Genomic DNA, 12,754 nt, shown 5'->3' with positions numbered 1-12,754 from the left:
GCAAATCCCTCCTCGATCCTCACGCATGATCTGCCGGCATCTTGGACGGCCGGCAGTAAAATCATGGAATTGACATGAACTGTAGCGCGGAGAAAGCAAGCCGAAAATGGCCTGTTGGCGCGTTTCGTCGCGGGGGTGCGGCAATGGTTACCGCCGCCGGGCTGCTTTGCCTTGGCATGCAGGCAGGCCCCGCAGCAGCCGCCCGCGGTGGGCCGAGCCTTCCGTGGGACGATTTGTTCGGCACCCGGCCGCAGCGGTCACACAAGGCGGTGCGCCGTTCAGCGGTGCCGCTGCCGAAGCCCAGGCCTGCCGAGGCACCGGCGGCAAACGAGACGCCGGCGGCATCGGAAGTGCCGCCGGCCGCAGCGCCTGAGCCGCCCGCAGCCGAGACGCAACGACCTGGCGCGCCCGCCGAGACCGCCAAGCCGGCTGAAGTGACAAAATCGACCGAGCCGCCCAGGCCACAGCTTTCGGCCTGCCGGCAGGCGCTCTCGGAGGACGTCGCGCTCGCGCCGAGCATTCCCGATATCCACGGCGCCGGCGGCTGCGGCGGCGAGGATCTGGTGCGGCTCGAGGCCATCGTGCTGCCGGACAAGCGCAAGGTCGCGGTCAAGCCCGCGGCGATCCTCCGCTGCAAGATGGCAGCTGCGGTCGCCGACTGGGTCCGCACCGATATCGCGCCGCTGGCGCAGCGCCTCGGGGGCGGGATCAGCAATCTCGACAATTTCGACTCGTTCGAATGCCGCGGCCGCAACCGCATCGTCGGCGCGCAGCTCTCCGAGCATGGCCGCGCCAATGCGCTCGACGTGCGCGCGTTCGGTCTTGCCAACGGCAAATCGATCTCGCTGACCGACCGCAGCGTGCCGCGTGATCTGCGCGAGACCGTGCTGCATTCGGTGTGCGCTCGCTTCTCCACCGTGCTCGGTCCGGGCTCGGACTGGTACCATGAGGACCACATCCATCTCGACCTCGCGGAGCGCCGCAGCAATTACCGGATCTGCCAATGGAACGTGTACGACCCGCTGCCGCAGGTCGCGCCGCTGTTGCCGGCCGAGCGACCGGAAGAGGCGCCGCCGCGCGAGGTCGCCCAGAAATCGGATGCATCCAGGCCGGACGCTCCCAAGGCGGATCACGGCAAGGCCGATGAGCCGGACGCCGCGAAATCAGATGATGCAGCCGCGCCCGAGAGTGCGGCGGAGACCAAGCCGCAGCCAACAAAAAAGCGCCGGCAAAGCCGGCGCTTTTGATCGCGGTTGCGACGTGATCGGCGTCAGTAGGGGACGTTGCCGCCGCCCTGCAGCGCCATCTGCGGCTTGTAGGGCGAGTCGCCGTGCTTGGGCTCCAGCACCACGACGATGGTGCCGAGCTTGACGCGGTTGTAGAGGTCGATGACGTCCTCGTTGGTCATGCGGATGCAGCCCGAGGAAATCGACGATCCGATATATTCCGGCTGGTTGGTGCCGTGGATGCGGAACAGCGTGTCCTTGCCGCCCGAGTAGAGGTACATCGCGCGCGAGCCCATCGGATTGTCCGGGCCCGGTGCCACGAAAGTCGGAACGCCGAGGCGCGAGATTTCGCCGGGGGTGGGGTGCCAAGCCGGCCATTCGGTCATGCTGCCGACCTTGGCAATGCCGGACCAGGCCATGGCTTCTTCGCCGACGGTGATACCGTAGCGGATCGCCTTGCCGTCGTTCAGCACGTAGTAGAGGTAATGATTGTCGGAATCGACCACGATCGAGCCGGCGGCTTCCTTGCGGTGATATTCGACGATGGCGCGGCGGAACGGTTCGGCCACCGGCGTCTTGACGTAGGTGGTCTTGGCCAGCAGTTCCTTGTCACGCGGCTTGAAGGCTGCAGTATTGGTTGCCTCATAGGTCGTGGCCTGCATGCAGCCCGACAACATCAGGCCCGCGGCCAGGATTCCGAGGGTAATTTTGAACGACGACATGATTACATTCCAATCGAAAACCCGCGCCCGAAAGCGCCAAAAATACGCCCCAAACGCCACGATTCCATGAGCGGCATTATTGCCTGAAACCCGCCATTCTTCCCAGACTTTAGATGGCTTTCCTGCATCGCGGGACGTGATCTGTGGCTTTTTTGCCGCAACTGTTCTGGCGCGGGTTGGTTTTTTGTGCAAACAGGCAACGGTCGTCGAGGGGAGGCTAACGTATTCCCAACCGGCTGCCCCAAATATGGACGCCCGGTTAATGCCCCGGTCATGAAGCGCCAGCCAGAATCGCGCTAAGCCGGCGGGCCCTGCCTCCTGTTTCCAGCCCTTTATCTCGGAGTTCGTGATGCTGTCGGTGTTCGTTCCCTCCGACCTTTCCCTCAAGAAGGCCGCCGCCACCGACCTCGGCGCGCTGCCGGAGGGCGCGGTGTGGATCGATCTGGTGAACCCGACCGTCGAGGAGGACCGGGCCGTCGAGAGGCTGGCGGGGATCGCGGTTCCGACCCGGGAAGACATGCAGGAGATCGAGATCTCCAGCCGGCTCTATATCGAGAACAGCGCCCGCTACATGACCGCGACGCTGATGTGCCAGTCTGACACCGACATGCCGCGCACCACCGCGGTCACCTTCATCCTGACCAGCCACCGGCTGGTCACGGTGCGCTACGATCTGCCGAAGCCGTTCGCGCTGGTCGAGAACAAGCTGGCTCGCGCCTGCGCCCCCGGCATCACCGGCGAGCAGGTGCTGATGGAACTGCTGGATGCGGTGATCGACCGTTGCGCCGATCTCCTGGAGCGCTGCGGGGCCGACATCGACCAGGTTTCGCACGACATCTTCGAGCCCGAGAGCGCGCGCCACGGCCACGCCAAGCAATATTCGCAGATCCTGATCGCGATCGGCCGCAAAGGCGACCTGACCTCGAAGATCCGCGAAAGCCTGGTCTCGATCGGCCGCCTCGTCACCTTCCTCTCGGCGGTCGTGGAAGGGGTGAAGTGGTCCAAGGACATGCGCGAGCAGCTCAAGACCATGCAGCGTGACGTGGCCTCACTGACCGACCACGCCTCCTATCTCTCCAACAAGATCACCTTCGTGCTCGACGCCATGCTCGGCGTGGTCAATCTGGAACAGAACAACATCATCAAGCTGTTCTCGGTGATGGCGGTAGTCTTGATGCCGCCGACGCTGATTGCATCGATCTACGGCATGAATTTCAAGGTGATGCCGGAACTCGAATGGGTGAACGGCTATCCGCTGGCGCTGGTGATGATGCTGATCGCAGCCGTTGTGCCGTACTGGATCTTCAAGTGGAAGAAGTGGCTGTAAACACAGTTCCATACGTCGCGTTTTGGGACGCGTTTTCTGCCTTATTTCCTCTCCTAAAATTTGAGCGTTGCGCTGAACGTTTGGGCGAATTTTGTCTGCGATAACGCCCGCCTCGAAGCCGGAGGACAGCAATGGTTGAGAAGATCATAACGCCACGGCGTAACGTCATCGACTTTGCGCGCTATCAACAGGACCGCGCCGCAGGCAGGGTGCAGGCGATCTCGCCGAGACTTTGCCGTTACTGTGACGCTGCGCTGCTTGATGGCGAGGACGAAGACGACTGCTCCAGCGCGCTGAATGACGTCGCGCTGCAGCGGACTGAGAAGAAGTCGCGTCGGTTCTATGCGGACTAGAGGCTGAGGCCTTCTGGAGGCAGAAGCCTCGTCTGCGTCGTTACGCCTGCCATCGAAGCAATCCCTCAAACTACGGCCGCGGCGGCGGCCGGGATCGCCTCGAACCTCTCTCCCCCGAAATCACATCCAAGCCGAAGCTCAGACGTGCTGGCCACCATTGATGTGGATCTCGGCGCCGTTCACGTAGGAGCTCGTTTCCGTGCACAGCACGTAGATGATCTTGGCGACCTCGTCGGGGGTGCCGAGGCGATGCATCGGGATTTGCTGGTCGACGATCTTCTCGGTGCCCGGCGACAGGATCGAAGTGTCGATCTCACCGGGGGCGATCGCGTTGACACGAACGCCGACGCGGCCGAAGTCCGATGCCATCTCGCGCGTCAGTGCCGCAAGCGCCGCCTTCGACGTTGCGTAGGCCGCGCCGGCAAACGGATGCACGCGCGAGCCGGCGATCGAGGTGACGTTCACCACCGCGCCCCTGGCGTGCTTCAATTCCTCGATCAGCCCGCGCGCGATCATGACCGGCGCGAAGAAGTTGACGTGGAAAACGTGGGTCCAGGTCTCGATGTCGGTGTCCATGGTGCCGAGCCGGCCGCCGCCCACCGCCTTCGGCGAGATCGCGGCGTTGTTGACCAGCGCATGCAGCTCGTCATTGTCCAGCCGCTGCCGGATCTCCGAGATCGCGCGCACGGTGTCGTCATGGCTGCCGAGATCGACCTCGATGTGATCTTCCGGCCCGGCGCCCCACGGGCAAACCTCCGGAAACGCATGCCGCGAGAGGGTGATGACGCGCCAGCCGGCGGATGAAAACCGGATCGCGGTGGCATGGCCGATGCCGCGGCTCGCGCCGGTCAGGAGCAGCGTGCGCCGCGGTGCATTGGATGGGCGGGTCATCGACGGTTTCTTTCGTTTTCGCCATGCGCGGCGCCGTGCCGGGCATCGACGTCTTCGAACGGTAAGAGATCAGGACGTCGATGGCAGGGCGCATCTTACACGAAGACGTGCTTCGCGCTTTCGCCCTTCCATGACAGTCGCAGTGTTTCAGGGATAGAGCCGGACCTTCGACCACGCGTGACCCGCGCCATCGCGACGGAATTCGATGCGGTCGTGCAGGCGGAACGGCCGGTCGTGCCAGAACTCGAAGCGCTGCGGCGTGATCCGCCAGCCGCTCCAGCCAGGCGGCCGCGGCACCTCGCCGATGACGTATTTCGCGCCGGTCTTGGCGATCGCCTGCTCGAAGGCGAAGCGGCTCTCCAGCGGCTGCGACTGCTTGCTGGCCCAGGCGCCGATCTGCGCCTGCTTCGGCCGCGTGGCGAAATAGGCGTCGGCCTCGGCGTCGGTCACAGGCGTCACCGGCCCGCGGATCCGCACCTGGCGGCGCAGCGATTTCCAGTGAAACAGTAAAGCGGCCTTAGGATTTGCGGCCAATTCGCGGCCCTTGGCGCTCGCAATGTGGCTGTAGAACACGAAGCCGTCGGCATCGAAGCCCTTCATCAGCACCATGCGCACGTCGGGCAAGCCATCGGCATCGACCGTTGCGAGCGCCATCGCGTTCGGATCGTTGGGCTCGGACTTGACCGCTTCCGCAAACCATTCTGCGAACAGGGCGAACGGCTCCTCCGCCGCGGTGAAATCACCCGATGTTAACGGTGTCGGGTGTTTGATGGAGGTCGTGTCGGTCATGTCAGGAGTCCCGATTTGCATCCGCCCGCGTCCGAGAACGCGCTGCTGGCCCTATATAGGGCATGGGAGCGCGTTGGCCTATCGGCGATCCACCCCGCGGGCGCGGTGGTGACATTGATCCTGATCGGCGTCGGCGCCGGCGGCTGTAGCCTGTCGCGCAGCGATGCCTTCGCCAAGATCGACGACAAGGACGTGACGGGCTCGATCAGCCCGACGCCGGTGAGTGCTGTCATGCCGACCGACAGCGATCTCGCCTTCGCCCGCAACGCGGCCTCCGACGTGCTGACCAAGGGCGACAAGGATTCCAGCCAGCCCTGGGAAAATCCCGAAACCGGTGCGCGCGGCTCGGTGACGCCGCTGGCCCAGGCCTATTCCGGCGAGGACGGCAAGACGTGCCGGGATTTCCTCGCCAGCTATGTCAATGGAGCCACCGAGAGCTGGCTGCAGGGGGCCGCCTGCAAGGCGGGACAGGGACGGTGGGAAATCCATAGTTTGAAGCCTTGGAGAAAGTCCTGAGAGTTCCGGCAGAAGCCGGCACCTCCCTAGTTGCAAAAATGCCACTGAGCCCCCAGATAGAGGCAAAGTGGGCCCCGATGGGTTCCCGGTCAGGACGGACTTTTCCCGTGAAGGAGACGTGACGGATGCGCGACCCCTATGAGGTCTTGGGGGTGCAGCGGAGCGCCAGCGCTGCGACGATCAAGAGCGCCTATCGCAAGCTCGCCAAGAAACATCACCCGGATAACAACAAGAACGACCCGAAGGCCGCGGCCCGCTTTGCGGAGATCAACACGGCCAACGAGATCGTCGGCGACGAGGACAAGCGCAAGCAGTTCGACCGCGGCGAGATCGATGCCGAGGGCAAGCCTCGCTTCCAGGGGTTCCCTGGCGGTGGCGCCGGCGGCCGTGCCGGTCCGGGCGGCGGCTTCGAGTACAGTTTTCGTGGTGGCCCCGGCGGCGGCATGGGCGGCGGCAGCTTCGAGGACATCCTCAACAGCATGTTCGGCAACGCCGCGCGTGGCGGCGCTGGCGGCGCTGGCGGCCGCGCCGGGCGAGCCAGCCCGTTTGAATTCGACGGCGGCGGGGTCGGCGTCGACCTCGATCTGTCCGTCGCCATGACGGTGTCGCTGGAGGAATCGGTCAGGGGCGGCGACAAGCGCGTCCGCCTGCCGACCGGCCGCGAGCTCAACGTCAAGATTCCGCCCGGCGTCACCGCCGGCCAGCAGATCCGGCTGAAGGGGCAGGGCGACACCGCGCAAGGCCACCCGCCCGGCGATCTGCTGATCACGATCTCGATCGCACCGCATCCGTTCTTCAAGGTCGACGGCAACGATCTGCGGATCGATCTGCCGGTGACCCTCTACGAGGCGGTGCTGGGCGGCAAGGTCCGCGTGCCGACGCTCGGCAGCGCGGTCGAGCTGTCGATCCCGAAGAACACCTCCAGCGGCCGCACCTTCCGCCTCAAGGGCAAGGGGCTGCCGAAGGCGGGGGCTGTCGGCGACCTCTACGTCACGACCCGCATCATCCTTCCCGACGGGAACGATGCCGAGCTTGAGGCATTGATGCAGACGTGGCGGGAGCATAACCCCTATAATCCGCGCAGCGATCTCGGCTGACTGCCGGGAGCGCGCCCCAGAGACGCGAAGACGCGAAACTGCATCTACCCCGGACTCTATCGGGGTAGACGCCGGCCCGTGAGCGCGTCAAAGGATGACCGGCCGTCCGAATACCTGGGCTGCGGCGTGCAGACCGGATGGCGGAAAACGAGTGCGGCCTCGAGAGGGGGACCAGCGCGGTACACAAAACCCCAATCGAGGCCGCGTGCGCCGATCGGCGGATCGGGCGCAGATCATCTTCGCGTGAGCATCCGGTGCGATAATGAGACGCGTCGATGACGCGAATCGAAGTTTTCAATGTCGGAATTGGGACGCCGAGTGAGGCTGGATTCACTTGCTCGAAACGGCACAACTCTTGCGACACGATCTCCCGTAAAATTACGGGAGATCAGCCGCCGCTCTTTTCCATCTGATCGTAGACCGCCCGCGCGACCTGGGTCAGGCGCGTCCGATCCGTGCCGCCGCTGACGACATAGGCGACGCCGCGATCGGCCCAGAACAATGCGCCGTCGCTGCCGTGCACCGCATAGCGCATCTGGGTCGCCTCGGTCTTCACCTTGGCGGTGTAGACCGTGAAGCGCTCGCCGGACGTGCTCTCATACATCAGGAACGACGCCGGTCCGCTAGGCCCCGGCAGCAGCCGGCCGCCGACCAACTTCAGCCCGGTCAGCTCCGGCGCGCGGACGTCCCAGCCGCAGCGCTTGGTCAGCCATTGCTGCAGATGGTCGCGCTCGCTGCCGGGCACCTCGACCGGATGGCGGACCTCGACCACGTAGAGGCGGTGCGCATCGAGCGCATCGAGGGTGAAGCTCTGGAAGGTCGACGGTGTCGCGGAGGCGCCGCGCGCGACCCAGCCGACGCCGCCGCCGGCGATGAAGGCGGCAAGCGTTGCCGCCACCGCGCCATAGACCCAGCGGCGCGGCTGGCGCACCAGCCGTTCGAGCTCGAGCCGCTTCGGCACCGCCTCGTCCAGCACGCGATCGTAGCGCGCATGCAGCGTCTCGGCCATCGCGCGCCATGACTGCACCCGTGCCGCGTCGTCGGGATGGGTAGCGAGCCACGCCTCGACATCGCCGCGGCGCTCGGCCGGCAGCTCGTTGTCGACGTAAGCGTGCAGCTCGTCTTCGGTGACGGGGATGTTCGGATCGGTCATATCAGTCGTCTCTGCCAAATCTTGTTCGAAAATCGTTCAAGCGAACACCTGCCATTGCGCACATTATCATTTCACCCGCCGGAGCGCCGGGCGCTGGCCCTCGATCGAGGCCCGCACATGGGCGCGCGCGCGGGCGAGGCGGGACATCACGGTGCCGATCGGAACGCCCTGGATATCGGCGACCTCGCGGTAGCTCATGCCCTCCAGCATCACGAGCAGCAGCACCGAGCGTTGCTCCTCGACCAGCGTCGACAGTGCGCGCTCGATGTCGCGTCCCTCCGCCTCGGTGCCGCTGGCGTCGGCATTGTTGTCGAGCAGCGGCATCAGGGGCGGTCGCCGCGCCAGCGAGCGCCTGCGGTTCTTGTTCAGGTTGGTCAGGATCGTGTAGAGCCAGCTCCTGACGTCGCCGCCGAGAAACAGCCGCTCCGAGCGCAGCGCGCGGACCAGCGTGTCCTGCACCAGGTCATCGGCGATATCCGTGTCACGCGTCAGCGCCCGCGCATAGCGGCGGAGCGCTGGAATCATGGCTTCGACACTTTGACGAAACGCGGTCATGCATCCAGTCTTCGATGGTCGCGGCGACGGCCGCCGTGTCAAACATAACACCCTTGCGGCGTGCCTATTCCGGTTGCGCCAACCTGCGCGTAGTGCGCCTCAGCTGCGGCCGATTTGGGCTTGTCGCCAGCCAAAGTGCTGGTGTACCTCCGAGCCGAAAATTCGAAGCGTGGAAGCCGGGCGCCCGACAGCTCGCTCAGCAAGGACCAGCCGTCACGGGAATGCCGGTGCCAACGATCTACTATATCCGCCACGGCGAGACGTCGTGGAACGCCGAGGGCCGGCTTCAGGGCGTGCAGGACATCGCCCTCAACGATCGCGGCCGTGCCCAGGCGGCGCATGCCGGCCGCATCCTTGCCGACTTATTGGCGCGCGACGGCCGTGACAAGACGACGCTGCCGTTCGTCGCAAGCCCGCTGATCCGGGCGCGCGCGACCATGGAGCTGGTGCGCACCGAGCTTGGCCTGCCGCCGGGCGATTACGCCCTCGACGCGCGGCTGCGCGAGATCGCCTACGGGAGCTGGGAGGGCTCGACGCTGGCGCAGGCGCAGGCCGCCGACCCCGTGGTCTATGCGCGCCGCCTGACCGAGAAGTGGCAGGTCGCGCCGGAGGGCGGCGAGAGCTATGTCGACGTGCAGGCACGGATGACCGACTGGTACGGTTCGGTGACGTCGGACACGGTCGCCGTCGCCCATGGCGGCACGGCGCGGGCGCTGATGGTCGCGCTCGGCTTCGAGACGGCGGCCTCGGCCGCCGACCTCACGATCGAGCAGGGCGCGGTCTACGTGTTCGGCCCCGCGGGGCTGCAGAAACATAGTTAAACGCGCCCGGTCAGCCACGTCTTCAGGGCCATGAAACCCGTTTGACGCTGCCGACCCCGCGCGTTACGACACGCCATGTCCTTCAATACTTTCGGCCATATGTTCCGCGTCACGACCTTCGGCGAGAGCCATGGGGTCGCGATCGGCTGCGTGGTGGATGGCTGCCCGCCGATGATCCCTCTGACGGTGGAGGAGATCCAGCACGATCTCGACCGCCGCCGCCCCGGCCAGTCGCGCTTCACCACCCAGCGCCAGGAGCCGGATGCGGTGAAGATCCTGTCCGGTGTGATGGCGCATCCGGAAAGCGGCGTTCAGGTGACGACCGGCACGCCGATCGCGCTGCTGATCGAGAACACCGACCAGCGCTCGAAGGACTATTCCGAGATCAAGGACAAGTTCCGCCCCGGCCATGCCGACTTCACCTATGAGGCGAAATACGGCCTGCGTGATTATCGCGGCGGCGGCCGATCGTCGGCGCGCGAGACCGCGACCCGTGTCGCGGCCGGTGCGATCGCGCGCAAGGTGCTGCCCGAGGTGAAAGTGCGCGGCGCGCTGGTGCAGATGGGTCCGCACAAGATTGATCGCGCGAAGTGGGACTGGGACGAGATCGCAAGGAATCCGTTCTTCTGTCCCGACAAGGACAAGGCAGCGTTCTTCGAAAGCTATCTCGACGGCATCCGGAAGAGCGGCTCCTCGATCGGCGCCGTCATCGAGGTGGTCGCAGAGGGCGTGCCGGCCGGTCTCGGCGCGCCGATCTATGCCAAGCTCGACAGCGATCTGGCATCGGCGATGATGAGCATCAACGCGGTGAAGGGCGTCGAGATCGGTGCCGGCTTCGGCGCCGCCGAGCTGACCGGCGAGGAGAACGCCGACGAGATGCGGACCGGCAACAACGGCACGCGTTTCCTGTCCAACCATGCCGGCGGCGTGCTGGGCGGCATCTCGACCGGCCAGCCGGTGGTGGTGCGCTTTGCGGTCAAGCCGACGTCCTCGATCCTGACCACGCGCCGCACCGTCGACCGCAAGGGCGCCGATACCGACATCCTGACCAAGGGCCGCCACGACCCCTGCGTCGGCATCCGCGCCGTGCCGGTGGGCGAGGCCATGATGGCCTGCGTGCTGGCGGATCATTTTCTGCGCGACCGCGGGCAGACCGGGCGCTGATCCCCTATATAGTGGGCGGTACCAGACCGCCTTGGGGACTGCCATGAACGCGTCGGAGCTTCGGGATGTCATCGCGTGGATGATCGGCGGCGCGCGATCGGCGCCGACCCCGCCGCAGATGATGGCGGAGTGCTGCGAACGGCTGGTGCGGGCCGGGCTGCCGCTATGGCGCATCGGCGTGTTCGTGCGCACGCTGCATCCGGAGATCTATGGCCGGCATTTCTTTTGGAGGCCGGGTGCTGAGGTCGAGACCGGGACCGTCGATCACAACATCGAGGAGTCCCCGGAATTCGCCGTTAGCCCGCTGTCGATCGTTTTTAAGCAGGGAATTGAGGTGCGCGCGCGGCTCGATGATCCCTCGAGCAAGCGCTTTCCGATCGTCGTGGACCTGCAGGCCGAGGGCGTCACCGACTACATTGCGGTGCCGCTGATCAACACCGACGGCCGCCCCAACGCATCGAGCTGGACCACCAGGCAGCCGGGCGGCTTCACCGAGGAACAACTCGACGCGATCCGATCGATCGCCATTCCGCTGGCGCGTTACATCGAAATCGTGACGCTGCGCCGCACCGCCTCGCTGCTGCTCGACACCTATGTCGGCAACCGTGCCGGCGAGCGCATCATGGGCGGCCAGATCCGACGCGGCCATGCCGATACGATGGATGCGGCGATCTGGCTGTCCGACCTGCGCGGCTTCACCGCGCTGTCGGACCGCTTGCCGGCCGAGACCGTCGTGGAAATTCTCAACCTCTACTTCGATTGCCAGGTCACCGCGATCCGCGACCATGGCGGCGAGGTGCTCAAATTCATGGGCGACGGCTTGCTCGCGGTGTTTCCGGTCGACGAATATCTCGGCGACGAGGCGCAGGTCTGCTCGCGGGTGTTGGATGCCGCGCGGGCGTCCCGCGCCGGGGTCGAGGCGCTGCAATTTCCCAACGGCGACGCGGTCGAGCGCTTCCGCTTCGGCGTCGCGCTGCATCTCGGGCGCGTGCTGTACGGCAATATCGGCGGCGGCAACCGGCTCGACTTCACCTGCATCGGTCCGGCGGTCAACCTCGCGGCGCGGCTGGAGAAGATCGCCGGCCGTCTCGGCCGCACCGTCGTGGCCTCCGAGCGCTTCGCCGGCATCCATGACGGCGGCTGGAGCGACCTCGGCGAGTTTCCGATCGCGGGGTTCTCGAAGGCGGAACGGGTCTATGGCCTGTTCGACGAGGCGCCGGTCGCCGCTGCGAGTTAGCATCGGTGCGATGTGACTGACACCGACGCGCAGCGTCGCACCGGGATTGCGCTGGTCGTGGCGGCCGCGGCGGCGTGGAGCACCGCGCCGTTCTTCACCCGGCTGCTGCACTTCGATTCCTGGACCATCCTGTTCTGGCGCGGGCTGTTCGGTGGCGGCGCGATCGTGCTGTTCCTGGTCGCGACGCAGGGCCGGCGCGGCGCGCGCGATCTCGTCGCGATGCCGTTGAGCGGATGGCTGGTGGCCGGTCTCTCGACCCTTGGCATGGTGACGTTCATTCCGGCGCTGCAACTGACCAGCGTCGCCAATGTCGCAATCCTGATCGCGATGCAGCCGTTTGCGGCCGCTGCGATCGCCTGGCTCTGGCTGCGCGAGCAGGCGCGGCCGGGCACCTTGCTGGCAAGCCTGGTCGCGCTCGCGGGCGTCGCCATCACCGTCAGCGGCGCCGGGGGCATCACGGATTACAGGGGCATCGGGCTTGCCTGCGTGATGGTGCTGGCGATCTCGCTGATGACGGTGGTGATCCGGCGGCACAGGGGCACGCCGATGATCGCGGCTGCGGCACTCTCCAACTTCCTCGGCAGCGCGATCAGCGTTCCGTTCGGGCAGGACATCGGTGCGGTCGGCGGTGCCGATCTCGGTGTGCTCGCGCTGTTCGGCGCATGCCAGGTCGGACTCGGCCTGACTTTGTTTACGGTCGGCTCGAGATTGCTGCCGTCCGCGCAGGCATCGCTGATTGCAACCCTCGAAACGCCGCTGATGCCGTTCTGGGTGTGGCTGGCATTTGCCGAAGTGCCGTCGCTCCGCGCCATGATCGGCGGCGCGCTGGTGATGGGCGCCGTCGTCGCCGACATCGCGCTCAGCCAGCGGGCGCAACTCGCTCAGCCCGCGGAGCGGTGAGGG

Annotated in this window: 14 protein-coding genes; 9 read left to right on the top strand and 5 right to left on the bottom strand. The window is 66.0% G+C overall.

What is annotated here, in order from left to right; genetic code table 11:
- Positions 1-74 precede the first annotated feature (74 nt).
- Positions 75-1,247, top strand: coding sequence for an extensin family protein (locus tag ACTUWL_RS07230; RefSeq protein WP_035649952.1), 1,173 nt, complete (start codon positions 75-77; stop codon positions 1,245-1,247).
- A gap of 23 nt (positions 1,248-1,270) precedes the next feature.
- Here the strand turns inward: ACTUWL_RS07230 and ACTUWL_RS07225 are convergent, their stop codons facing one another.
- On the bottom strand, positions 1,271-1,948 hold the full coding sequence (locus tag ACTUWL_RS07225) for a L,D-transpeptidase (protein ID WP_021076771.1): 678 nt from the start codon (positions 1,946-1,948) through the stop codon (positions 1,271-1,273).
- Between the two features lie 349 nt (positions 1,949-2,297).
- Between ACTUWL_RS07225 and ACTUWL_RS07220 the strand changes: the two genes are divergently transcribed.
- Together ACTUWL_RS07220 and ACTUWL_RS07215 are read left to right on the top strand one after the other, a co-directional pair.
- The gene (locus ACTUWL_RS07220; protein WP_021076770.1) at positions 2,298-3,275 is read left to right on the top strand and encodes a magnesium transporter CorA family protein; all 978 of its coding nucleotides are present in this window, start codon (positions 2,298-2,300) and stop codon (positions 3,273-3,275) included.
- 131 nt (positions 3,276-3,406) lie between these two features.
- Complete coding sequence (locus ACTUWL_RS07215) at positions 3,407-3,628, top strand: hypothetical protein (protein ID WP_021076769.1); 222 nt, start codon at positions 3,407-3,409, stop codon at positions 3,626-3,628.
- Positions 3,629-3,766: 138 nt separating this feature from the next.
- On the opposite strand, the gene ACTUWL_RS07210 is transcribed toward ACTUWL_RS07215, so the two are convergent.
- Positions 3,767-4,519, bottom strand: a complete 753-nt coding sequence (locus ACTUWL_RS07210) for an SDR family NAD(P)-dependent oxidoreductase (RefSeq protein ID WP_021076768.1) — start codon at positions 4,517-4,519, stop codon at positions 3,767-3,769.
- A gap of 147 nt (positions 4,520-4,666) precedes the next feature.
- Positions 4,667-5,308, bottom strand: coding sequence for a pyridoxamine 5'-phosphate oxidase (gene pdxH, locus ACTUWL_RS07205; protein ID WP_021076767.1), 642 nt, complete (start codon positions 5,306-5,308; stop codon positions 4,667-4,669).
- 15 nt (positions 5,309-5,323) lie between these two features.
- Between pdxH and ACTUWL_RS07200 the strand changes: the two genes are divergently transcribed.
- Both ACTUWL_RS07200 and ACTUWL_RS07195 read left to right on the top strand, forming a co-directional pair.
- A complete protein-coding gene (locus ACTUWL_RS07200) occupies positions 5,324-5,824 on the top strand; it encodes an RT0821/Lpp0805 family surface protein (RefSeq protein ID WP_021076766.1) in 501 nt (166 codons plus the stop codon).
- 125 nt (positions 5,825-5,949) lie between these two features.
- On the top strand, positions 5,950-6,921 hold the full coding sequence (locus ACTUWL_RS07195) for a DnaJ C-terminal domain-containing protein (protein ID WP_021076765.1): 972 nt from the start codon (positions 5,950-5,952) through the stop codon (positions 6,919-6,921).
- 388 nt (positions 6,922-7,309) lie between these two features.
- On the opposite strand, the gene ACTUWL_RS07190 is transcribed toward ACTUWL_RS07195, so the two are convergent.
- Together ACTUWL_RS07190 and ACTUWL_RS07185 are read right to left on the bottom strand one after the other, a co-directional pair.
- A complete protein-coding gene (locus ACTUWL_RS07190; RefSeq protein WP_021076764.1) occupies positions 7,310-8,074 on the bottom strand; it encodes an anti-sigma factor family protein in 765 nt (254 codons plus the stop codon).
- A gap of 66 nt (positions 8,075-8,140) precedes the next feature.
- A complete protein-coding gene (locus ACTUWL_RS07185; protein ID WP_021076763.1) occupies positions 8,141-8,629 on the bottom strand; it encodes a sigma-70 family RNA polymerase sigma factor in 489 nt (162 codons plus the stop codon).
- A gap of 221 nt (positions 8,630-8,850) precedes the next feature.
- Between ACTUWL_RS07185 and ACTUWL_RS07180 the strand changes: the two genes are divergently transcribed.
- The 4 genes from ACTUWL_RS07180 (at position 8,851) to ACTUWL_RS07165 (ending at position 12,751) form a co-directional block, all read left to right on the top strand.
- Positions 8,851-9,450, top strand: coding sequence for a histidine phosphatase family protein (locus ACTUWL_RS07180; RefSeq protein ID WP_021076762.1), 600 nt, complete (start codon positions 8,851-8,853; stop codon positions 9,448-9,450).
- Between the two features lie 75 nt (positions 9,451-9,525).
- Complete coding sequence (gene aroC, locus ACTUWL_RS07175) at positions 9,526-10,614, top strand: chorismate synthase (RefSeq protein ID WP_021076761.1); 1,089 nt, start codon at positions 9,526-9,528, stop codon at positions 10,612-10,614.
- Between the two features lie 43 nt (positions 10,615-10,657).
- Positions 10,658-11,851 (top strand): adenylate/guanylate cyclase domain-containing protein, encoded by a 1,194-nt coding sequence (locus ACTUWL_RS07170; RefSeq protein WP_021076760.1) that lies wholly within the window; start codon positions 10,658-10,660, stop codon positions 11,849-11,851.
- A 12-nt stretch (positions 11,852-11,863) separates the two neighbouring features.
- Complete coding sequence (locus ACTUWL_RS07165) at positions 11,864-12,751, top strand: DMT family transporter (protein ID WP_021076759.1); 888 nt, start codon at positions 11,864-11,866, stop codon at positions 12,749-12,751.
- Positions 12,752-12,754 lie beyond the last annotated feature (3 nt).

This window comes from Bradyrhizobium sp. WCU1 (assembly GCF_053474805.1).
The sequence above is the reverse complement of the archived record's forward strand: the minus strand, read 5'-3'. Positions and strand labels throughout refer to the sequence as shown.